General features: G+C 44.3%; 19 protein-coding genes and 1 pseudogene. 7 read left to right on the top strand and 13 right to left on the bottom strand.

Annotation, left to right across the window (positions count from 1 at the left end):
• Positions 1 to 599: transposase family protein (locus A4E54_RS08000; protein WP_502687929.1), on the top strand; the 599-nt coding region annotated here is incomplete at its 5' end.
• Between the two features lie 713 nt (positions 600 to 1,312).
• Positions 1,313 to 2,317: a tyrosine-type recombinase/integrase gene (locus tag A4E54_RS07995; protein ID WP_240082674.1), complete on the top strand. Its 1,005-nt coding sequence runs from the start codon at positions 1,313 to 1,315 to the stop codon at positions 2,315 to 2,317.
• Positions 2,318 to 2,503: 186 nt separating this feature from the next.
• Here the strand turns inward: A4E54_RS07995 and A4E54_RS07990 are convergent, their stop codons facing one another.
• The 5 genes from A4E54_RS07990 to A4E54_RS07970 all read right to left on the bottom strand — a co-directional run bounded on the left by A4E54_RS07990 (position 2,504) and on the right by A4E54_RS07970 (position 7,283).
• Positions 2,504 to 3,577: an RES family NAD+ phosphorylase gene (locus A4E54_RS07990; RefSeq protein WP_240082675.1), complete on the bottom strand. Its 1,074-nt coding sequence runs from the start codon at positions 3,575 to 3,577 to the stop codon at positions 2,504 to 2,506.
• A gap of 23 nt (positions 3,578 to 3,600) precedes the next feature.
• On the bottom strand, positions 3,601 to 4,548 hold the full coding sequence (locus A4E54_RS07985; protein ID WP_286725471.1) for a sce7725 family protein: 948 nt from the start codon (positions 4,546 to 4,548) through the stop codon (positions 3,601 to 3,603).
• 5 nt (positions 4,549 to 4,553) lie between these two features.
• The gene (locus A4E54_RS07980) at positions 4,554 to 5,408 is read right to left on the bottom strand and encodes a sce7726 family protein (RefSeq protein WP_240082677.1); all 855 of its coding nucleotides are present in this window, start codon (positions 5,406 to 5,408) and stop codon (positions 4,554 to 4,556) included.
• 658 nt (positions 5,409 to 6,066) lie between these two features.
• A complete protein-coding gene (locus A4E54_RS07975; protein WP_286725468.1) occupies positions 6,067 to 6,423 on the bottom strand; it encodes a hypothetical protein in 357 nt (118 codons plus the stop codon).
• A complete protein-coding gene (locus A4E54_RS07970) occupies positions 6,411 to 7,283 on the bottom strand; it encodes a transposase (RefSeq protein WP_286725467.1) in 873 nt (290 codons plus the stop codon). The genes A4E54_RS07975 and A4E54_RS07970 overlap by 13 nt, the downstream gene beginning before the upstream one ends.
• A 508-nt stretch (positions 7,284 to 7,791) precedes the next feature.
• Here A4E54_RS07970 and A4E54_RS07965 point away from each other — a divergent pair.
• Positions 7,792 to 8,022: a DUF5348 domain-containing protein gene (locus A4E54_RS07965; protein WP_240084399.1), complete on the top strand. Its 231-nt coding sequence runs from the start codon at positions 7,792 to 7,794 to the stop codon at positions 8,020 to 8,022.
• On the opposite strand, the gene A4E54_RS07960 is transcribed toward A4E54_RS07965, so the two are convergent.
• Genes A4E54_RS07960 through A4E54_RS07950 form a run of 3 tightly spaced genes read right to left on the bottom strand, consistent with a single transcriptional unit; the run spans position 8,017 to position 13,250 of the window.
• Positions 8,017 to 9,270 (bottom strand): Wadjet anti-phage system protein JetD domain-containing protein, encoded by a 1,254-nt coding sequence (locus tag A4E54_RS07960; RefSeq protein ID WP_240084400.1) that lies wholly within the window; start codon positions 9,268 to 9,270, stop codon positions 8,017 to 8,019. The genes A4E54_RS07965 and A4E54_RS07960 overlap by 6 nt on opposite strands.
• The gene (locus A4E54_RS07955) at positions 9,263 to 12,649 is read right to left on the bottom strand and encodes an ATP-binding protein (protein WP_240084401.1); all 3,387 of its coding nucleotides are present in this window, start codon (positions 12,647 to 12,649) and stop codon (positions 9,263 to 9,265) included. Before A4E54_RS07955 ends, A4E54_RS07960 begins: the two co-directional genes overlap by 8 nt.
• Positions 12,618 to 13,250: a DUF4194 domain-containing protein gene (locus tag A4E54_RS07950; RefSeq protein ID WP_240084402.1), complete on the bottom strand. Its 633-nt coding sequence runs from the start codon at positions 13,248 to 13,250 to the stop codon at positions 12,618 to 12,620. Before A4E54_RS07950 ends, A4E54_RS07955 begins: the two co-directional genes overlap by 32 nt.
• Before the next feature lie 289 nt (positions 13,251 to 13,539).
• Between A4E54_RS07950 and A4E54_RS07945 the strand changes: the two are divergent.
• Positions 13,540 to 14,549: pseudogene (locus A4E54_RS07945) on the top strand (IS110 family RNA-guided transposase).
• A 100-nt stretch (positions 14,550 to 14,649) separates the two neighbouring features.
• Here A4E54_RS07945 and A4E54_RS07940 read toward each other — a convergent pair.
• On the bottom strand, positions 14,650 to 16,068 hold the full coding sequence (locus A4E54_RS07940) for a Wadjet anti-phage system protein JetA family protein (protein WP_240084403.1): 1,419 nt from the start codon (positions 16,066 to 16,068) through the stop codon (positions 14,650 to 14,652).
• A gap of 304 nt (positions 16,069 to 16,372) precedes the next feature.
• Here A4E54_RS07940 and A4E54_RS07935 point away from each other — a divergent pair, with 304 nt between their 5' ends.
• On the top strand, positions 16,373 to 16,543 hold the full coding sequence (locus tag A4E54_RS07935; RefSeq protein WP_240084404.1) for an AbrB/MazE/SpoVT family DNA-binding domain-containing protein: 171 nt from the start codon (positions 16,373 to 16,375) through the stop codon (positions 16,541 to 16,543).
• Between the two features lie 38 nt (positions 16,544 to 16,581).
• Complete coding sequence (locus A4E54_RS15890; protein ID WP_446676306.1) at positions 16,582 to 16,701, top strand: recombinase family protein; 120 nt, start codon at positions 16,582 to 16,584, stop codon at positions 16,699 to 16,701.
• Here A4E54_RS15890 and A4E54_RS15885 read toward each other — a convergent pair.
• The gene (locus tag A4E54_RS15885; RefSeq protein ID WP_446676307.1) at positions 16,666 to 16,875 is read right to left on the bottom strand and encodes a hypothetical protein; all 210 of its coding nucleotides are present in this window, start codon (positions 16,873 to 16,875) and stop codon (positions 16,666 to 16,668) included. The genes A4E54_RS15890 and A4E54_RS15885 overlap by 36 nt on opposite strands.
• A 27-nt stretch (positions 16,876 to 16,902) precedes the next feature.
• On the opposite strand from A4E54_RS15885, the gene A4E54_RS07925 reads away from it, so the two are divergent.
• Positions 16,903 to 17,691, top strand: coding sequence for a recombinase zinc ribbon domain-containing protein (locus tag A4E54_RS07925; RefSeq protein ID WP_286725474.1), 789 nt, complete (start codon positions 16,903 to 16,905; stop codon positions 17,689 to 17,691).
• On the opposite strand, the gene A4E54_RS07920 is transcribed toward A4E54_RS07925, so the two are convergent.
• From A4E54_RS07920 to A4E54_RS07910, 3 genes are all read right to left on the bottom strand, one after another.
• The gene (locus A4E54_RS07920; protein ID WP_240084406.1) at positions 17,673 to 18,524 is read right to left on the bottom strand and encodes a hypothetical protein; all 852 of its coding nucleotides are present in this window, start codon (positions 18,522 to 18,524) and stop codon (positions 17,673 to 17,675) included. The genes A4E54_RS07925 and A4E54_RS07920 overlap by 19 nt on opposite strands.
• A 601-nt stretch (positions 18,525 to 19,125) precedes the next feature.
• Complete coding sequence (locus A4E54_RS07915; RefSeq protein WP_240084407.1) at positions 19,126 to 19,302, bottom strand: hypothetical protein; 177 nt, start codon at positions 19,300 to 19,302, stop codon at positions 19,126 to 19,128.
• 569 nt (positions 19,303 to 19,871) lie between these two features.
• On the bottom strand, positions 19,872 to 21,347 hold the full coding sequence (locus A4E54_RS07910; RefSeq protein WP_286725456.1) for a hypothetical protein: 1,476 nt from the start codon (positions 21,345 to 21,347) through the stop codon (positions 19,872 to 19,874).
• Positions 21,348 to 21,448 lie beyond the last annotated feature (101 nt).

Raw genomic sequence — 21,448 nt, 5'->3', positions numbered from 1 at the left:
CCAGATCTCCCCAGGCAAAGGGGCGCGTTGAGCGTCTCTGGGAAACTCTCCAGTCCAGACTTCCAGTTGAATTTAAAATCGCTGGAATCAATACTATTGACCAAGCCAACGAGTTCCTCACGGATTACATCCCTGAATTCAACAGGATGTTCTCCGTTGAACCGCAAGACGCTGAATCTGCCTTCCGCCAGTTACATGCCGGTCTTGACCTCGATTGCATCCTTTGTGTCAAACAAAAAAGAAAGATTGATAACGGTGGTGTGCTTTCATTCTACGGCAAGCATTTTAGGGTCATTCAGCATGATAACCAACATGCCGTTCCACCCCATATAAGTGTAAATGTTCTTGTCTGTAGTACAAGGGGTGTATGCGTCGAGTACAAAGGAAGAATTTACGAAACTACACCATTTATTAAACCTAAAAGGGTTGTGGATGATGCTCCAAAGGCGTATAAATCTTTTGCTCACACACCGCCGGATTCACACTATTACAAGTACGGTCAGGCTCTCTTTAAAAAGGTTACCTTTGAAAACAGCGACCGTGAAATACTTGAGATGCTTCAAGAAATCTTCCTCGGTAAGTACAAAAAATTTGCCTGATGTCTACGGCTTATCTAAAATTGATTAATTTACCGGTGTTGGAACCTGAGCTCGCTCCCCTTTATTATTGCTTCGTTAATTCACCCAACTAAGACATGGACGGCAACTGCGTCAGCAGCTTGGCCTTGATTGCCATGGTAATATTAGATGCGGGAACGGGCGGTACAACTACCTTTACCGTACGCCGTCGCCTTCGCCCGTTCCCCAATTTACTAGACCATGGCAGTCAAGGCTTGCCGGCCAGGTCGCTCTATTGGTAAACAAAAATCTATGGTGACATTTTCAAAAAATATTGACAGAATTTTTTGCGGGTCTTGTATTTACGAGTCTAACAATATCAATATACGTACCTTGTGAGGCATCAAAATGGCGCTTCCAGTTCGCCGGTAAAACGGCGGATCAGAAGCGCCTTGTTTTGTGTGAGGATGAACCGGACAAGCCTGTGCTGAAAGGAGGGAGGATTTACGATGTGAGAGTCTTAATTAATCTGTAAAAAAACTGAATAAAGCCAAAGGGTTAGTAGCCTCCCTATCATTTAGTCATCTGCGGCAGCCGGTGGGTTCGAATCGAAAACACTGGAAAAGGCTCTGGATTTCGAGTCCGTTGTGGCTGCCAATTCGTTTTTATACGGCAAAAATGATGCGCCGATGCGTGCATTTTTATTATGCGATCACACAGTAAAAAGAATATTTTGAGAAAGAAGGAATGATTTTATGATCGAAGGACATCCTCAAATCAAAAATGGATATTGGTACGCGGTACTGAACATCCGCGACGAAACCGGAAAGCAGAAACCGAAATGGTTCGCCACCCATCTGCCTGCGAAAGGGAATAAAAAGCGCGCGGAAGAAATCCTTACGGAGTTGAGAATCAAACACACCGGCCTTGAGGACATCCGGCGTAATTCCCGAGGCATTTATTTTGACGAGTATATGGCAAACTGGGTGTCCAACATGCAGGGCAAGGTTTCCCCGACAACGTACAGCAGCTACAAGAATATTGTACAAAACAGCGTATGCCCTTACTTCCGGGAACGCGCAACCCTGCTTAGCAATTTGAAGCCGGATCATATCAAGGGATATTATGAGTATCTGCATGACCGGGGCGTTTCCAACAACACCATCATCCGGCACCACGCAAATATCCGCAAGGCACTGCAGGAGGCGTACCAAAAGGACCTGATACCCAGAAATCCCGCAGACCAGGTTCAGTGGCCGAAAGCCGAAGACTTCATCTACAATCCATACTCTGTCGAAGAAGCCAACCGATTGCTTGAGGTTGTAAAGGGCGAAAAGCTGGAACTGGTCGTCACGCTGGCATTGTTTTATGGTCTTCGCCGCAGTGAGGTATTGGGACTTCGCTGGGGCGCCGTTGATTTTGAGCGTGAAACGATCATCATTAACCATTCGTTGAATCAGGCTTTTATAGACGGAAAATATACTGTGCTGCCGCAGGATAAGTTGAAACGAACGGCGAGCCTCCGCACGATGCCGCTGATACAGACGATCAAAGAGCTGCTTCTGAGGGTCAAGGAGGCCCGCAATCATAAGGAGAGCGACTACATCTGCATCGACGAGAAAGGTGAGGTCATCAAGCCCAGCTATGTGTCGAAGGAGTTCGCCAGTCTTCTCAAGCGGCATAACCTGCGGCCGATCCGGTTCCATGACCTCCGTCATAGCTGTGCGACAGATTTCGATATAAATTTCGGAATAAATTAGCGAGAATTTCGCCTGAAATGCAAGGCACAAAGGCACTAAAAATCACTAAAATCATTTAAAACTCTTGTTTTCACCCGTGATTGACTATATTTTAGGGTTTTGTCGCGAACATACCATACGTGGGGTGAAGCAAGCGTAGATAGTGGAATCGCTAATAAGATACGGAAGCTAGTATTGCATAGAATATCAGCTTCCGTGAGGTCTACTTAATCTTTTATATGTATATGATAGAGACTGCACATCATACACAACAGCATCGACGCATTCCAGTTTCGCTTTGTTAAAAACAGCGAGGTTAAAGCCCACTGGATACATAGTACTTGCATATTCAACGCCATCGTAACCTTGGCTTTTAATATAGTCGCAAATATATTGAGAGGGCAAGTAGTCAAGCGGGCTGTCATGGCGACGTAGCGGCTTGGAAATTTCTAAACCTATACGCCGTAAGTGTTTAAGATTTATAGCCTGTTGAGTAAAGTCAATCCCAAAAAAAGGGCTGATTTTATCAATCATAGTAAAGTTGACAATTTCGATATCTTCATGCAGGCAAAAGGTTCCAACAGTTACATAGTCGTATGCCGCTGCTCTGATTTCATGTAAAGTAGTTTCTATTGAATCTGCTAAGTACAATCGGCTTATGCCCTCAGAATTGGCGCGACCAGCGGTAGCTACGCCTGCCAGTGGAGGTCCCATTTCGTTAGGACTAAATCCCTTTTCGTTGGTACAAATGCGCGCTCTGTAAAAAACGCTTCCCTTTTTTAAAGTTTTTCTCATCGGCTCAAAAAACTGGTCCATTACTTTAGTATTGAACATATCAGTATGAAACCTGTTCTGTGTTTTAATTTCTGCTAAAAAATCCTCCCAATCGTAGGTGCGCATAATAGAAAACTGATTAAGATAATCTTCTTGGCTCAACTCGACAATCCCAACAGGGAAGTTAAACAGATTTGGCTCGCTTTCATAGCGTTCTTTACAAATTCCCACTAATAAGCGATGTATGGTATCCGCATCACAATTGAAGATGTACCAATCATCATGAAGAATATTTTTGAGCATGTTAATTTTATGCCTCGGATAATTATCTGGCAAATTAGTGGATTCTGTATATACATCTAATAGTCCATCAAATAGATTGACCAAATCAGTTAGAGCGATGGAATCCATATCAATATCTAATACAGGGACATCTTGTTTATGGCAGAAATCACAATTCCCAATAGTCTTTGATGAGGAAATAATGGATTTCACTTCCGGGTCCACAAAACATTCTATACAGCAGTTCATTAACCCGCGTCCTCTTTCCTTGAAAGGTACTTACCGATTATTTCCAGATGATGCATGATAGAAAGTTTTTTTACAGTACCCAGCCCAGGATATGTGCCATTAGCATAATGCTCAAGAAAAGTGCTAAGTCCCATAGAATGGTCTATGGGATGAATTTTACACCATGCGGCCAGTTTTTTAAGTGACTCATAGAATTTTCCGGCAGGGTTTGTGGCATCTTCATTTGAATCCGAAACAAAATGATGTATACGAAGGCTCTCGTCATCAGCAAAATATACAATATGAATTGCAACAGCATATGGTGCGAACCCTTTTTCAAGGTATTCGTCTCCAATAACTGAATAATCTGCAAAGCCTAGAAAGCCATCATCTCGATAATACAAATGGTCATCCGAAAAGAATTCGTCGTCTGTTTCCTGATATTCGGCATTCTTACCTTTCTTGTTGAACTTATCATCAATTAAGACCCTTTGACGTCTTACCTTTCTCCGAAAGACGCTCTCGTCTGGAATAAAAGTATATCGAGGCATTATAACTGCAAATTCTTTTTCATATATATCTAAACTTTCTCGGTTAGTATTTAAAACGAAAATATCCTGCTTTCTAACGCCTTCAGATTCCAATGTTACCAGTTGCATTGATGAATAGGGATTCATTTGATGCGCTTTTATTACTCGCGGATTTCCCATCAAGGCAGAAAAACGCATGCGATTTTTCTCTTTGTTTTCATCACCCATATCGCTCATAAAAGACCCTACTGTAGGATTATGAATAAGTGCAATGGGTTGCTCATTGGCAGCATATGATTCAATTGCCATGCAAAGTGTAGATGACAATTTGACTGGCTCAACAATTGGGATAATATGAGGTCCCAAAAGTTTATATTCGCTTAATTCTCTAAGTGCTATTAGCTCAAATTGCCTTCCGCGCAAATAGGGGAAATACATAAGGCTCACCCTCCAAATTCATTTTGTAAGAAAGAATTAAGCATAGTGTAATCTTTAACTGACGTACTAGAAAAATATATCAAAGACTTTAACTCATAAGGTACTTTGGCAAATTGTTCTATAACAACTTCATTTCTCTTTTTTAACTCTTTTAAAGCCATCTGATATGCTATCTCAATTGGGATAGTTGAAAAAAGAGTAAAGCACTCATCGTAGTAAAACACAGGTTGACATTCGGGTAATCTCCCCCAAAATGCATATAATATATTTTCAAACTCACTTTTATGCAAAAGCTTAAATATAGCCGAATGTTCCAAATAAGAATTATTCTCGGCAGGTTCTTTTCTCATTTTTTTACTTAATGTATCTTTTTTTGTTAGCACATAAAAACCCACAGGGCCATTATATAACAGCTTTCTGATTTTTTCGTAATTATTCTCGCTGGTAATGACACATACATGATTGAATGCTCTATAATAATCATGCAGCTGCGTCTCTAGCCTTTCAAAAGAATCTAACTCGGATTTAATCTCATAGACTACAGCTTTACCATTAATCATGATAAAATCTGCCTTTGATTTTCCAATTGGAATTTGTGTGAGAGCAGTGGTAGTATTCAAATTGTGTATTCCCAAAAGCAATTTGTTTAGAAGGGTATTCTGGTAAAAATACTCATTACGATAGCTTTTTGATAGGACACGATATATCTCGCTTATGACTTGTTGGTTGGTTTTCCCGCTTGGGTCAATTTTATAGCGCCGTACAACATTACTGTATATGGTGCTATGATTTTTTTCAACCAGGTCGTTGAATGCGTATTGAGTAAAAAGCCTGCTAAGGACAGTATTGTTGACGCCCATAGACGCCCTCCTTTCTTCAAGCACACCTATACATAATAACTATATCATAATTCCTCCATCTTGGATAAAATTTTTTCCAAAAAATGTAGAGGAATTAATTTTGGAATTAATTTCCAGTAATATATTATAGTGCAACAAGCGTCATCCGTAGGCTGAATGACGCTCGTCCACTTGAGCCTACTTTTTGTCGCTACTGAAACATCCCCTTTCCTGGCCGGTTTTTTTAGGCCGTTTTTTGAGTTGAAAAAGGTTGGAAAAAGAATAGGACAAACCGTTAAATCCCTTGATATTAAAGGCCACTGAAAAACCTTTGCTTCTCTTTGAAACAGAATTTGCCAGTATAATTATATAGTCAAAAAATGCAAATAAAATTATTTTTCATTCGTAAAACTGTCAGAAAATAAAAAAAGACCGTATCAGGCCGCTTTTTTCTCAATTAGCTTAACCAATTCTCTTCACATTGACCGCAAAAGCGGTAAAAAACATCTGCAATCGCATGGCTTCAAGGCCTGTGGAGTCTACTGTTCAGAATCCATGCGCCTGTTTGAATTCGCCGTTTTTCTCTTCGATTCGGTAACGGATTTTCAGCCGTTCAACGAAATAATCGCTTTGCTGAAACGCCAACCGCTTTTGATTGCGCTCACTGGTGACAGTAACATTATAAGTCTTCGTTTTTGATATACCAACTTACAGGTGTCGGCAAGAGGACATTTTGCGCATTCTTTTTGCTGAAATAATAGCTCCAGACTTGGCTTTCGTACTTTCCTATTCGTTTCTCAACCCACATGGCCAACTCGCACGCCGGGTATTGCATGGTCCCCGCGTCTTTGTTATACTCAAATCCGTCGTTCTTAGGCGATGCCGCCGTGGCGATGACCGGGTTAGATTTCGCAATCAATGTGATGCCGTTTTTTTCCCAATAGTCAATATTCTCAATAGATGAGAATGCCGTGTCCCCGATAACCTCTTTGACTTCAATGCCATTTTTACGTGATTTCTCCACTAATGTTCCCAACTGTTTTCCGCCCGGCGCCCCGCCGCCAGTGATCTCAATTCCCGTAATGATGCTTTCTTCAGTATCGCAAGATGATTTTTGTAACCATAAAATGTACTGGCCGTCGTTTTGTGGCCGAACCGCGCGTCCTCATCGTCTTTAGAGCGAATTTCCCGGATACGGTCGGTGTCCAGAAGCTCTTTGATGCGCTCATAAAGCTCAATGATTTTGCGGTTCTTGGTCTCTGTTATTTCTTCTTCGGTGTTTTCGATCAATTGACGCGTATATTCGATTTCCTCGGCTAACTCGGCGGTTTTATCGGGTTTCTCCGAGAATTTTGCTGAGAGCTCATACATGTTTTTGTATATTTTCTTCCGTAGCTGCTTGCTGAAATCTCTCAAAACCTGCGTTACGGTCTTCGGACGAACAGCGGCGTTCGTATGCGTGGAGTCCACAATAATTGTCCCAGATTTAATAATTCCCTTTTCTATTGCCTGACGGATGGTTTCTTTCAGCATTTCCTCCAAAATGTCCTCGGTAATACGCGTTTTGCGGAATTTCGTCATTAAACTGGAGTCAATCATGCCGTCCTCGGGGTCTAAATCCAGAGAATATTTGTATGCCATATTCACATACGCGTTTTGTACAAGCTGCTCGTCCGACAAATCATACAGCTTTTTCAAAAACATCAGCTTGAACATCATTTCCGGCTCTGTGGCGGGGCGCCCAAAGTTGTCACAGTATTGCTCCCGAAGCATAGGGTTCACAAAGCTGAAATTTATATTTTCCTTGATTTTCCGCAGCAAATTGTCTTTCGGCACGATAACATCATACAGGCTCCTGTACTGCGACAGCCTTATTTGCGTACTTTCTCTCAACATTTTTACCCCTGCCTTTCCGCTTGCCTTCTTGTATAATTATACCATATTTATACAAAAAAGCCCATCTGCTAAGAGCAGGTAGACTTTTTCAGTGGCCTTGATATTACGGGCTTTTCCGATTTGTCCCTATTATACTGTAAGGGCATAGCTGCGCGAACCTGCTGATCGGTCAGCGTGTTCCGCTCATCAAGGTGCAGCAGTGGCTCGGCCACAGTACAATCGCTACAACAGCGGACTTGTATGCATCTGGATTTTGCTGCAAAGATGAACAGCGGCGGAGACTATCAAAAAAAATTGAAGCTGTAAAAGTGCATACGTATATTATTCTTTTAATGTTACATTTTCTCGTTGCCAAATGGTAATCTGTCTTCTTTTAAGCAAAAATACAATAAAAATATTATGTCGTAGCGTTTGTTCATAGCGGCACAGGATTTTTTATGAGGCGATTTTGGAATAAAGAGTAGGGATTCTGACTATAAATATATCAATTTTAATGGAGGGAAACCTTATGGAATATGGTAAGCTGATATACGATAATGAGTGTAATCGGCTGGATGTGTTGTTTGATAATGGCGGTACGTTTGGAGGCTTCCATTGCGGAGACCGCCTTGATATACTGCAGGACAATGAATGGGTTCCAACAAGAGTTGAATATGATGAGGACTGGTATTTATTCGGATTATACCAAAGCGGCAAAATACCCGTCGGGCTCGATGTGCGTGTTTGTTGTAGATTATAGATCGTTAAGCATAACCTCCTGCTCAATCGTAATGTTATAGTGTAAAAGTGCTTTTATGGCATCTGCAAATAAGGCCCCATACGGTAAGGCAAGAAAGCTTTCCAATTCTTTCATGTATCGGCTGTTTCGCTTAAGACCAAGTGCAGCATATCGCTTAACTTCCATTGCGCCCATCTTCCAAGGGATAAGCTCCGGAGCCAGGCTTTTAAGCTGTGCGAACATTTTAAAGCCGCCCATATCGATGTCGGCCCAAAATAGGTACTCAGTATGTGGCGGGCACGAAGATACGATCTGCAATAATAATTTCTTCTTTTGAGGGCTAAGAAAGCCGCCATGGAACACGACCAGCTCGTCATTTCGGCGGGCTTTTTCTATATATTCGTCGTAATTGGTCTTGTTTTCAATGAACATAATTCTATGCACATTGTCCATATGCAGCTCCCGGATGCCAAGGGCCGCCGTGCTTGTCACAGCACAGCCATACCTTGAAAGCGGGGTGCAGTCGCAGATACCGTCTTCGGTTTCCATGCTGAGCGGCCCGGCAAATTCGTATATCTCCGGGCGAGCATATATCCCCAGACAGGCGAGCTGTTCCCGGTCGCTCAACTCCTGATCTATTAGCAGTTCGGCCAGGGGAGGGCAATATTCGCGGGCAATAGCAAGAAAATCATCCCGAATGTTCTTTTCAAAATACTTGGAATCATGGTAACAGGCAATACTGAACGCCCGCATGGTCATTCCGCTGTCGTCAAGCAGGTCTATACGTTCGAAAGCGTCAAGAACGTTTGTAACATGCGCGCAGCCTTTCTTATAAAGACCGGATAAACGATTGGCAGAACTGAGCCTTTTCGCCTGCGTGGCCAGGTATCTTTTGATCCAGGGCGTGTTCACACGCTCAGCCGACGCTTTCAGCAAGCTGCAATACTCATTGATCTGGTTCTGCAGCGGTTGGCGTTCTGCCAGGATATAAGCTGTTTGAAGCCTTTCGAGGTTCAGCCAGAGCTCTTTGACCACCAACTGCTTCCGCCCCGGTAGCCACTCGGCAAAAACAACCTCTTTCCCCATTAAATCACGAATTGCGGCGTTGAATGCATCTCTTATATGTACATTTTGATAATCATATTCCGGCAGACCGTTCCCCGTGGTTTTAATGAGCACACGACGGTTGGAACGGCCGGGTTCGCTGAAATGTGCGCTCTGTTCATATTTATCCAGCAGTAGGTTCAGAATCAGCTTTGCCTCATTCATCCAGCATGGCCTCCAAATCCTTTGACCAGGGTAATATCTGCATTCTATACCCGTCTTTTAAAACCAGCAGAGTACGATCCGCCTCGGGCATGATGTCGGGAAGCTTGTCCGGCGGGGTACAGATGACAACCTGCAGCTTCATTTTCCGAAGCAGCCGAATGCTCTCCACGATACGTTCGCTGTCCATCTTATTAAAGGCCTCGTCGAAGATGATCAGCCGCATGGTGTTGCCGAAGCTACTGGCATCATTGACGCGATAAATCTGCGCGAACGAGGCAAGAATAGCTATATAGAAAGGCGTCTGAGTTTCCCCGCCGGACTTTGTGTTTAAGGTTTTGCTGAGCAGTTGGACATTACCGTTTTGATCCGTCGTCTCCAGATCAAAATGCAGATAAGTCCGGTAGTCGGTATATCGCTGAATATTGGCTTGCAGCTCGCTTTGCTTCCGCTCATTGAGCTGTGAATCGTCGGAAGAAACGATTCTGCTGAAAAGGGTTTCAATCAATGCTCCGTATCTGTTTATGAAGGAAAACGAAAATAACCCGCCGCTTTCCTCCATGAGGTCGGGATCCATAATCATATCGTAATATTCCGCATAATCCGGATGTCGGGTTATGATGAATCTGTAGCTGTCCGTCCCGAACTGTGCTTTTTGGAGAGCACGGTTTAAATCCCTCACTTGCGCCTGCACTGTATCAATATTGGTTTTCAGCTTGGCCAAAAAGTCGTTCTGAAACTGTTCAAAAGCACTTTCTCTGGCTTTTTGTATTTTTTCTTTATATTTTGGAAGCTCGCTTTCGGAAAGTCTCTGCAATTCTGCTGCGAATTCATCGTTGCCCATTGCATCCGGGACAAAACGGCAGGGCGGATATGAATTTACATAGTCTCTTCTTGCATAGACAAGCTTTTTTCTGCTTTCGTCGTATTCTTTTTTACTTTGTTCCTGCCGGCTGTGCCCAAAATTATTAAAGATGGAATTAGCCGTTTTCAGCCTTTGCAATTCTTCCTGATAGCGGGGTTCTCCGATTTTTTCAGTATATTCCGGACTGAACAAGTCCCCCAGCTCATCCTCTTTCTTCTGTAGGGCTTGATAGTGATCCGAAAGATCCTTATATTCCAGTTCGTGCAGTCGATTTTTGCACAATTCCCGCTGATTTGAGCACTGTTCCTTTTCTCCAAGCTTGGATTTCAGATCTTTTCTGACACTTTCAATAACGTCACTGATTTTGGCAAGCCAAGTCAGATCCAAAGCGTCGTACGCTTTACTAAGGTCCGTCAGTTGGACAGAAAGCGCTTCAGTGCGGCTGAACTTTTCAATAGAATCTCTGATAATTGTCTGAACGTATCTTTCAGTGATCAGCGGTTCTTTTTCTTTATGTTTGCTCAATAAATCACGCGTTGATTGAATCATCTTGATTGTTTCGGACAGGGTTTGCTGCGCAAGCTCAAGGCGCTCAAGGCGCTTCTTGATCGCAAGTTTTCCGATATAGGCATCATTCATCAAGACTCGTGAGAGAGGACGAGCCACATACCCCTGATACAGCATACCTTCCGGAGTAACAGCCGTTCTATATTTGCGTAACTCCGAAACTTCCATGCAGCGGACAACCCGTCCCAGCAGATAATCAATATAGGAGCGCGCAAGAGGATTTTTCGTTTCCACAACCGCGGCAAGGCTGTTTGGATTCTGCCTGAGTTTTTCATTTTCACGGAGCTTTCCGATATCCACAAGACCATAGCCGTGCAGATCCTCCCTACGCTTAGCGTCGTTGAGAACATGAAGGGCCGCCTGATAATGAGCCGGCTCAACCAATAGATAGAACTTCTGCGTATTGAGGTATCCCTCGATAGCGCCCTGCCATGTTTCGTCTAAAATCTCAAGCAAATCGGCAAGGATATGAATACGTGCCCCCTGACCGAACCTTTTGCACAATTCTTCTTCTATCGTCTGCCGCAGACGTAAAAGCCTTTTGTCATAGTCTTTGAAGCCCTTGTGCAGCTTTGCAATGGCGGCGGAATTGGAATCGTATTCCTGCTTTTTTTCGGAAAGCAGCTTATCGGCATTATAGTAGCTCTCATCAAGCTGATTTTTAAAAGCTCTCATTGCCTGCTGTAGAGCTTCAAACACGGATAGTTCTATACGGCCGAAATCCTCGGGAGAAAATTGCTCGACTTTTTTAAGCTGTACTTGCAGCCTCTCTGAGCACGCGGTCAAATGGGACATATCAAAAGCATGATCGACTGTGTTTTCGCCGCTGGAAAGCTTGCTGCAAAAACCAAGCCACTGGAACGCCTCCAACCTTAAGTCCTGCGCGGCGTTTTTCAACTCGCCCGAAAGTCTTCTGTGTTCGGATTCCAAAAGGACTTTTTGCTGCTCAAGGCGTTCACGTTCCCTGAAAACATCGCTGTTCGCCCTATCGCTGATGAGTTGTTCCAGACGTTTGTTCAGATCGTTTATTTCACCTTCGAGAGCTTCATAGCGCGCTTTCAGTTCGACCGATAGCTTCGTTTTGTCCCGCCGCTCATTTTCAAGTTTTTGAACGACGCTTTCTTCTATTTGTTTTCCCGCTCGGATAAAAAGATATTGATGTATTCGCACCTGATTTAGCGCGCGTTCGCTTCTTAAATATAGTTCCTTAATATTTTGAAGGGCAGACTGCTTTTCCTCCTGCCGCTGAGCGAGCCGCTCCTGATGTTTGTAATCCTGAATATTCTGCTGCATTGCGGTGATATCCGGCCTGTCGGGAAGATCGCAAACATTTTCAGTGATAAAGCGCTGGATGTCGACGATCGGCCGGAAGGAAACCGCCTTTTTCAGCATGCCGAATATTTGATCCGTATGGATGTTCCATTTCGCTGCGATAGCGCTTTTGTATTTTTTGTTGCTGTCATACATTTCGCCGCGGGATTTATAGTTGGTCTTTATGTATGTGCGGAGTTCTGAAATGTCCATCGGCTTTCGGTTTTCAATAAAGCAATTGTCCGGTATAGGCCCGTCGTAAGAAAAGAACTGGTGACGCTCGCCGCCGTCGTTATAGCAGTCAAAAACAACCCCGATGGTAAACGGTTTCCCGGAAAAATCATCGCTGAACTCGCAGGCAATATAAGATTCAAAGGAACGCCCTTTTCTGGAATATGGGTTATTGTTATCCATATTCGCACGCAGATATCCGCGAAGCGTGCGTTCCGAGCTCTCGTTAGCCGCCTTATTGAAGTTTCTTCCACTCAGTTCGCCAAGCAGTACGATCTGAAGCGCGTCGATGAAGGTTGTTTTACCTGAGGCGGTCTTTCCGGTTAGAAAGTTTATGGTATCGAAGCTGACCAGTTCTTTTTCATAATACAGCCAGTTAATGAGCAGCGTTTTCGTCAGCTTCTTCATCGCTTTCATCCTCCTTACGAAGATTGGAAACCAGTGCGTTCAGCTTCTCCGCGGATACAACCGTTAAAATGGTCGGCAGGATGGTGAATCTGCAATCCGCGTCAGAGTATTTTCCTTCCAGTCCTTTGATTATATTATGATTTTCAAGCACCTTCATGGCGCGTCTGAACTCATCCATGTTTGGTTTCTGCCGAAACACGCCAAAATCCGTAATGAGCTTTTCCAGGACCTCCCTTACCTCGCAGAGCACATCCTGAAACAGACCGACCCGTTCGCTGTTTTCATCATAGATGAGGCGCAGAGCCAGAAGAATTGCGGTTGGCTTGCTTCCAAGTGTCAGCCTGTTGGCGTCGAGATTGTTTATGACATAGAAGTAGCCGTTGTAGATATCCTGATGCAGTTCCCAGCCCAGGAGGGAGAGGTAGCCCTTGACGGTTTCGGAGCGGAGCGCAAGAAAATTGTATTCCGGATTATTTATGGTGCTTCCGTCAGACTGATAAATCGTTCTAAGCAGGAAAGTCTGTCCGAGAAGGTGATTGCAGACAGACGTAAACATCTCTTTTTCTTTCTCTGTAAAGTCACTCAAGTCCGATAAATCCAATTACCGCACCTTCTTTGCTACTATATTTTTGGAACTGGGGCACGGCAGCCAGCCGTGCTTTTTTCCATCTCTTGCCTAAGCTACAATGAGGGGAGTAATTGGTCTGACGACGCCTCCTTTGGACTAAACAACGTCCGTATAAGAAACCGTCAGCCATCCCCTCATTGCAGCGTTCGTTTTAAGCAGGTTGAACCACCGGGATTTCGGGGCGTTCGTGTCACCAAGCAAATGGAATCGGCAATGAGATAACGATGGGCACCGATTACACATCATGATGGGAGGAATGCTGATGAACGCTGTAGGAATCGATGTCTCCAAAGGGAAAAGCATGGTAGCAGCCATGCGGCCCTTCGGAGAGGTGGTGCTCAAACCCTTTGAAGTCCGTCACACCGCCAGTGAACTCAGGAAGCTGGCAGACCGCCTGAAAAGCCTGGACGGTGAGACACGGGTAATCATGGAGTACACAGGCAGGTATTATCAGCCCATTGCCCGCTATCTCCATGAAGCCGGCATATTTGTCAGCGCAGTCCATGCCAAATTGATACACGACTACGGTAACAACTCTATTCGCAAGATCAAGACTGATAAGGCGGATGCCGTAAAGATTGCCAACTACGGCCTGGCGAACTGGGCTTTTCTAAAACAGTACTCCCTGGAAGACGATACTCGCCTGCTATTGAAAACCTGTAACCGGCAGTATGGCCAGTATATGAAGCTGAGGGTTGCTTTGAAGAACAATCTCATTGCCCTGCTTGATCAGACCTTCCCCGGTATCAATACTCTGTTCTCCAGCCCAGCCCGGCCGGATGGCCATGAAAAGTGGGTGGACTTTGCAGCCAAGTTCTGGCATTGTGCGTGCGTCAGTAAGCTGACGAAAGCCCAAAAATGCAGCGGTTGGCTGCACTGCTGCCGGAGTATCCCGTGGTGTTGGCCATGTGCGGCGTCGGAAATATCCTTGGTCCCCAACTCATGGCAGAGATCGGTGATGTGCGCCGTTTCCCGCGCAAACAGTCTCTCATTGCTTTTGCTGGGGTCGATGCTCCGTCTTTTCAGTCCGGCGCTTTCGAATCCAAAGACCGTACTATCTCTAAACGCGGTTCACCTTTTCTCCGTAAAACGCTCTTCTTGGTCATGAGCTGTCTGCTGCAAACCGCTCCCACCAATGACCCTGTGTTTCAATTTCTGGATAAGAAGCGAGCCCAGGGTAAGCATTACTATGTCTATATGGTCGCCGGCTGTAACAAGTTTCTGCGTATTTACTACGCACGCGTGAAAGAATTCCTTAACTTTGCCGCGTAAACCACTTTATCCGAAACCTTTTTCCGGCTAGCGTATTTCTCTTTTTTGCGGTAGCCTGCTTTATCACACCCTTTTTTACCTGCTCAAATTTTTTCGTTGTTTAACCCTTGACTTTTATTTGCAGGTTTCTTATGAATCTTACAGACGGCAGCTCGTATTTGTTTGAAGCGACGATATCGCCAACCGGTTCAACGCGGTAAAAGCTGTCTCTGTCACTGGATGCAATTACAGCCAGCGCGGAAAGAATATAGGCCATGTCATTTTCAACATGCATATCCTTTGTATAGGCTATATCAGCGTTTTCCAGCAGCTTTTCCATATACGTACGAACGTTTTTCTTACTATAGGGACTGTTTATTGTAGCTCCAAACTCATCCAGAGCCTTGCGACTGAGATCAACGGATTCCTCGCTTATCAGTACAGGATCGCGCTTTTCCCTCTTTCCAGGCCGGCGCTGTGAATAAAGGCTTCCTTCTCCCATCCAGGATTGTTCAAAAATCTGAAAAACAGGCTGAATTCTATCCGTAAGCTCGGCGGCTTTCGAGGTGTCGGAAAGCGCGTTAAGCAGGTAAACCAAATTGCCCCGAACCGTCTGATCATTATTGGAAAGGCTCTCAATTTTCTGTGTTGTCGCACGGGTATATCTGCGCACTTTTAAGTCTATTTCATTAAGATATTCACTTTCAAAATTCTCGTAGCTTTCCTTAACAAAAAACAGTTTGGAAACAATGTCCGCACGGCATTTTTCAAGAGAATCAAATCGTTTTTCCTGTAAAGCCCTATTTGCCATAGCGTTCAGGAGAGCATTATCTTCCAGCCAGGAATCCAAAACCTGCTGGATAGGTACCTTATACTTCGGAACAGAGTCCTTAATTTTAAGCGGACGGATATATGCTTCGACAATATGCTGTAAAAAATCATCGAAATGCATGGCAAGCACCTGATTGACGTCGCGCATGTCAATCTGCTGCTGAAAATAGCGGTTAATATTATGATATACGGTTTTGAGCATCTTGATAAGCGCAAGAGTCTTGTCATACGCTCCGTAGAGCGCCATCATTTTTTCGTAAGCCCCCCCACCCGGATCCTCATTGGCCATGCGGAGGGTGGAATATGTCTCATAGACAAAGGAAAAGCCGCTTGATTTATTTTCCGAGGTCAGCTCAGAAAACAGTTCGAGGATTTTGATGCTATAATCAGGCAGAATTACATATTCTTCAAAGTCGTCGCCGCGCTCAAGCTCGATCCATCCCCGTTCCTTCAGCTTGCGGATCAGAAAGCGTGCCCTTCCAGAGAGGTCCTGCGCCTCTTCTTCGGAAATCCCGTCTTCGCTGAATTCGGATCGTGCAAGCTCATCCTCCAGCCGGCTCCGAATCATGGTAAAAAAGGTGTTCTTCTGTATTTTTAGGTTTTCCCGAAATGCATCGTACAGTACGGCCAGAGCGTTGGAATATATGAGCCGATTCGGAGAAGCGAGTATGGAAAATAGCTCGCTCGGGACTACATCAAACAGGCGCATAGATTCACCCCCCGGTTACGGTCATATAGCTAAATTTAAAAGTATTATTTTGTTATAAAAAGTAAATTATTGCTATTATGAAATTATTTTAGCACAGCATAAGTTACTTGTCATTATTGATGGCCTTTGACACTGAATTTCGATCGATTTAAGTGACCTGCGATCCACCTGGGACGTGGTAAAATGAAAGTTGTATAATTTCTGAGTAGAGTATTTATCTTAGATTAATGTTATAATTTGAACGAAAAACAGAATATATTTAAAACTAAGTAGTCAAAGTTAAAATATTAAAGGAGCATCCAATATGGATATCGCCAAAATTACAAATGGAGGGCAGATTACAATCCCAATTAATATTCGCAAGAAGCTCGGCCTAAAAGATGGAGATAAAGTGATCTTTATTGAGGATGGGGGAAAACATTATATTTGCCAATGTAGCCAAAGCAGCTTTTTCGAATATGCAAAAGGCGTTTGATGGAGAAGCGAAAAAGCTGGGCCTGAAAACCGAACAGGATGTTCGCGCGGAAGCTGCGGGAGGCCGGCATTAAGACGGCCTTCTACATGAAGCAGTGGTCCAACACGGTCATTCTGCGGGTGCTACGCAACGAAAAATATTGCGGCGACCTCGTCTAGAAAAAGACCTTCACCCCCAACTATTTGAACCACGAGAAGAAATACAACCGCGGCGAGGAAGAGTTTGTTATCCTGCGCGACCATCACGAACCCATTATCAGCCGGGAGCTGTTCGAGAAAGCCCAGGCCTAGCTTGCCCGGCGCTCCCTTAGTGACGACCAGAAAGCTAAACACTCCAACCGCTACTGCTTCTCAGGTAAAATCAAGTGCGGCGTCTGTGGCTGCTCCTTTGTGTCCCGCAGCAAAAAGCGCAAGGATGGAAGCGTCTATAAGGCGTGGCGGTGTTATGAAGGGGCGAAAAACGGTGCCCCCCACGTTGATAAGGCTGGGGATCAGGTCGGCTGCTCCTGTATGTCCATCAACGACGAGGATGCCAAACTGATGCTGCAGGAAGTGATAAAAAGTCTCAAGCTGGATCAGCGGAAGATCATCGACAACCTGACCGGCATCATCCAAAAAGTGATTGGCACAGATGGCCCGAACAACAAAAGCGAGAGCATACAGGCCAGAATCGCCCAGGTTTCCGACAAAAAACAGCGGTTGCTGGAACTGTATTTAAGCAAGGATATCTCCAAAAAGAATTTCCAGGAGATGAACGCAAAGTACGAGGCCGAGGTCGATAGGCGGCAGTCGCTGCTTCGAGAAAACAAGGATGCTTTACTCGCAGAAATTTCATCAGTCTTGGAGGGAATCGTAGAAAAAGGAGAATGGGACGATATCTTTTACCGCCACGTCCTGGATAAAGTGGTGGTTTACAACGACAACAAACTGGATATCCGGCTCAATCTTTTCCCCGCAAAATGGCGGTTTGCGGCCGTCTCCGGCGAGCATCGTCATTTTGATGCCTCATTACCTACTCCTAACATAGATCCCTTCATCAAAATAATCAAAAACGTGAGACCAGTTTTTTTCATGATACCAAGCCAAGGCACAGCTCTCCCATTTTACATATCAGCATACCGAGAGTTTTTTTACCATCCATCAGGATGAATCCCTTGCCATATATCTTGAGCTATCGGGTAAAGCCTATTATTTTCATTTATCCCCCAACGCCTTCCACTCAGACCCGTCCGCGAATGGTCCTCTGCCTTCGCGGGAAAAGCGTTATTCTCATCAATGTTTTCCACAAACGGAGCCTGCCAATGTTCAGTATACTGATCTCCGGGATTAATAGCCGTCACGCCATTCGCTGAGAGTGCGGCATTACATCTTTTGCAAATGGGCTGACTTGCAGCTATGTCACTTCCGGCTCCATGATCCATAAGAGCCATCATTTCAGCGTGATACCCGGTACCAGGGCTTTGGTCCCATCTTAATGTAACATTATCATATTCTTCTATTAATTCACTCATCCCTGCCAAGGAGCTTTGCGCATAAATATTGTAGTCATTACCATCTTTTGCAACAGCTACCGTACTGCGTGAATTATCTCCAGCAAGTGTTTCTGCAAAGGTTTGCATATCAGCCCGTCTTAATCTTCTCATCTGCATTACTTGCAGTTTTACATATTCGTCTTCGCAAACTCCCACTCTCTGCATTGCGCTTTCCTGTTTCATTTGCAGCTCTTCTTCATCTTCTTCGGAATCCATTCGTTGCACAGGTTGCCCGATTGTCCGTTGTTGAAGTTGAGACTTTAAGAGTTGTATTACTGCCTTATTGCCAATCGTGCGCTGCAGCTGTAAAATTCCTTGCGGAGACATTAATAAATCACGGTTTACGGCTCTTGGCAAAGAGCTTGCTCCCGCTTTTTTAGCTTTATTAATCTTATCTAATGAAGCTTGCTGTACTTTATCCGGATTTGTCTTTGAGGAATGAGTAAACATGATTGTCCTCCTACCAGATATATGACAACTTTACAATATTCACATTTGTATTCGACAATCAAGCTGCAGCTCCTTCTTTAGGTTAGTAAAATATGTAACGGACCGGTATGCCTCCCATATTTGAAGAGGAGAAAGAAAAGAACTCTATAATAAACATTTTAGGAATATGAACCACAGATAAGCGCCAGTATTAACCATCCCTCAAAATAAAGGATTTTTATTAATCACGTGTAATTAATAAGTAAAATATATTAAATAAACAGGAAGGATGTGATATCGGTATGTTTTGGTGGATTGCCGCTGTTGCAGTATGGTTAATATCAGCAGCTTGAATTTTTTATATCATGGCGGACGTGTTCCGCGGTAAATCCTCTGTTTTGAGTGCTAAATTATGGCCTGGATATATGTTTCATGGTGTTACTGCTATTTTAGTCATTGTTTTTATCTTTAAGGCGTTAAATGTAAATTAAGAATATACTTATTAATTACAGGAGGCGTTAAATTTGTTGAAAATAGCTGGTTACATACTCCTACTATTTGGCCTTATTTGAATTATCACGATAATGGGAGGGGTTTTCTCCCACACATATACCAGCATCAATCAATTATGGGGTGCGTTTGCTTTCCATTTTATTGCTATGATTTTGGGCTTATTGTGCATTGCTAGAAGTATCAACACCCAGAAATAGGTTTCATAATCTACAACTCTTTCAATAGTTAAAGGTTCAATTGGTTCCTCTATGCTTATATCGCCGGTTATAAACCGTTTTCCCGCCATCCCCTGCCTCCCTTATATGCCAATGGTTCGGAGCGTCATTGTTCTCCCAACAACGATGCATAGGCCTCAAAGAACCATTGCTTTACGATGATAGATCAAGCCATTCAGTGCGAAAACTCACCCTAACCGTATGAAATTCTGTAGTTCCTATATAACCTTGCCTCAATTTTCAATACCTCAAGCCTCCTTGCCCGGTCTGCCGGCGCTCCAGGTACGGTAAACCCGGGCAGATTTTTTGCCCAGGCACTCTCGCCTCTTTAGAAAAGTTTTATTCTTACCTAATTGCCATCCCGGCGCCTCCCCGTTTTATCTCCTTCTCTTTTGGGCATCATATCTATAAAAAGGAGATCTCAATGAGCGATCTACTTCATCATCATTGGGCGCTGGTTCTCGTCGTCGCTTGGTTTGTGGCCTTACACCTCATATTGTGGCATGAAACCCGCAAATTATAGTGGCTGGATCATCTTCCCAAAATACTGCATAGCCCGCTCAGCAGCGTCTTTCAATTTCATACCACGAAGGTATTTCACCATAAGGAATGGCGGTGTTTCGTGGTTTTCTTCATATCATCAGCTCACTTTTTGACCGGCAAGCGCATTCTTCATTTCCTTGACCGCGAGTTCTTCATTAACCTTGCTGACATAGCTGACAGGCATATCTCTTTTTCTCGCTTCATTAATGACCCGGTAATATAGCTTGTGTCCTATGTGCCTTGCAAAAATGAACACGTGGCCCACACCGTCCAGCAGTCTGGGATCAAAGTTTTCCGATGTTAGAAATATAAAGTGGGGATACCGCTCCTTCATCTTACGCTGCCAGCGCTCGAACCCGCCGGCCACCGCCGCTTTTATACCGTCCATGACGGCTTCTTCCTGCAGGTCAGGCACATCCGGCGCATCATCATTATTCAGCGAAAACATCAAACTGCGCAGCGCTATAAGCTCCTTCTCTTTTTGTTTTTCCACCAGCAGCTGATTTTCCAGTTCTCTAATCTTCTTTCCCATTTCCGCCATCTTTCTGGAGTACATGTTGTCCAGATTATCTCTCAGTTCGGCAACCTGCCTTTTAAACTGTTCAGCCTGAGCCTTGTAGTATTCTCTTTCTCCGATAACAGCTTCAACAGCTTTTTCATAAAACTCCGCGTCTATATATGTCCCGTCTTTGCTGCTGCGAAAGTAATGTTCTTTAGCAGCCTTATAAGCTTTCAGGAGCCCTCTGAACAGAAGTCCCGAAACCAGGTACCTTGCGGCTTCAGATATACTCTTGCGATTAAAGGCGGATAAATACGCTCCGAGAATTTCTTCTATGTCAGCGGCCGATATTGCGATGCCATCGAATATACGGCTGCTGTTCATTTCTTCAACGTCACATAATCTCTCGAAGAAAAAAACGTGCTTGGCCAGCTCATCATCCGCAAGCCGGAATACTGAATCCAGGGAACTTATCTCTCCAAACTTTTTACGTATTTGCAGCCTTAATTCACGGACATTTTTCTGCAAAGCCATTTCCATATTCTGATGGCAGAACACACCCGGGTTGCTTTGCTCCCTCACCATCAGCCGCCCGTGCAGCACACGGCAGACAAACTCAAACAGGGGATCCGCTTCCACCTCTTTTCCCCACAGGTTTGCCATACAAAGCAATACAACCGTCTCGGCGTTCACGCTGCTGGAGTTTCCCAGGCATTTAGTACTGTCAGCGAAAAATGACTCAAAAGAAATAACCTCACTACTGGCAAAATACTCAAAGACGTGAGGCCAGCCCTTTTTCATTATACTGACAAACTGCTCCCACACTTCGCTGTCGCCGCACTTTTTCAGGTACATCAGAATGCCGAGAGTTTTTTTAGCATATTCCTCCTGCTGAGTGGTCCCTTCGCTGACCACAGGATGCCGGTAATACTTTGAAGCACTGGCCAGCTTGAAATACTCTGTCCGCTTATCCTGATAAAGCACGTCGATATCGTGATAAATCTCCCTCTTCAGCCCAAAAGCCTCAAGCAAAAAAGGAACGAGGTCTACAACTGCCTTGCCGATGACATTCAACCCCCTGTTTTTCAAAAAATCTGTGACGCCAATGAACTCATCTAGCTTCTTCTAAACTGCGGGGCTTCGGCGGGGGATTTTACCCCCGCCGAAGTCTTTAA

Origin of the sequence: Pelotomaculum sp. PtaB.Bin117 (assembly GCF_002067195.1) — a bacterium.
GTDB lineage: Bacteria > Bacillota > Desulfotomaculia > Desulfotomaculales > Pelotomaculaceae > Pelotomaculum_D > Pelotomaculum_D terephthalicicum.
The sequence above is the reverse complement of the archived record's forward strand: the minus strand, read 5'-3'. Positions and strand labels throughout refer to the sequence as shown.

Bases quoted from the DNA above. Each gene is read 5' to 3' on its own strand.
- A4E54_RS07995 (WP_240082674.1), top strand. From the start codon at position 1,313: ATGATCGAAGGACATCCTCAAATCAAAAATGGATATTGGTACGCGGTA.
- A4E54_RS07985 (WP_286725471.1), bottom strand. From the start codon at position 4,548: ATGTATTTCCCCTATTTGCGCGGAAGGCAATTTGAGCTAATAGCACTT.
- A4E54_RS07980 (WP_240082677.1), bottom strand. From the start codon at position 5,408: ATGGGCGTCAACAATACTGTCCTTAGCAGGCTTTTTACTCAATACGCA.
- A4E54_RS07970 (WP_286725467.1), bottom strand. From the start codon at position 7,283: ATGTTGAGAGAAAGTACGCAAATAAGGCTGTCGCAGTACAGGAGCCTG.
- A4E54_RS07965 (WP_240084399.1), top strand. From the start codon at position 7,792: ATGGAATATGGTAAGCTGATATACGATAATGAGTGTAATCGGCTGGAT.
- A4E54_RS07960 (WP_240084400.1), bottom strand. From the start codon at position 9,270: ATGAATGAGGCAAAGCTGATTCTGAACCTACTGCTGGATAAATATGAA.
- A4E54_RS07955 (WP_240084401.1), bottom strand. From the start codon at position 12,649: ATGAAGAAGCTGACGAAAACGCTGCTCATTAACTGGCTGTATTATGAA.
- A4E54_RS07940 (WP_240084403.1), bottom strand. From the start codon at position 16,068: ATGCGCCTGTTTGATGTAGTCCCGAGCGAGCTATTTTCCATACTCGCT.
- A4E54_RS07935 (WP_240084404.1), top strand. From the start codon at position 16,373: ATGGATATCGCCAAAATTACAAATGGAGGGCAGATTACAATCCCAATT.
- A4E54_RS15890 (WP_446676306.1), top strand. From the start codon at position 16,582: ATGTTCGCGCGGAAGCTGCGGGAGGCCGGCATTAAGACGGCCTTCTAC.
- A4E54_RS07920 (WP_240084406.1), bottom strand. From the start codon at position 18,524: ATGTTTACTCATTCCTCAAAGACAAATCCGGATAAAGTACAGCAAGCT.
- A4E54_RS07915 (WP_240084407.1), bottom strand. From the start codon at position 19,302: ATGGCGGGAAAACGGTTTATAACCGGCGATATAAGCATAGAGGAACCA.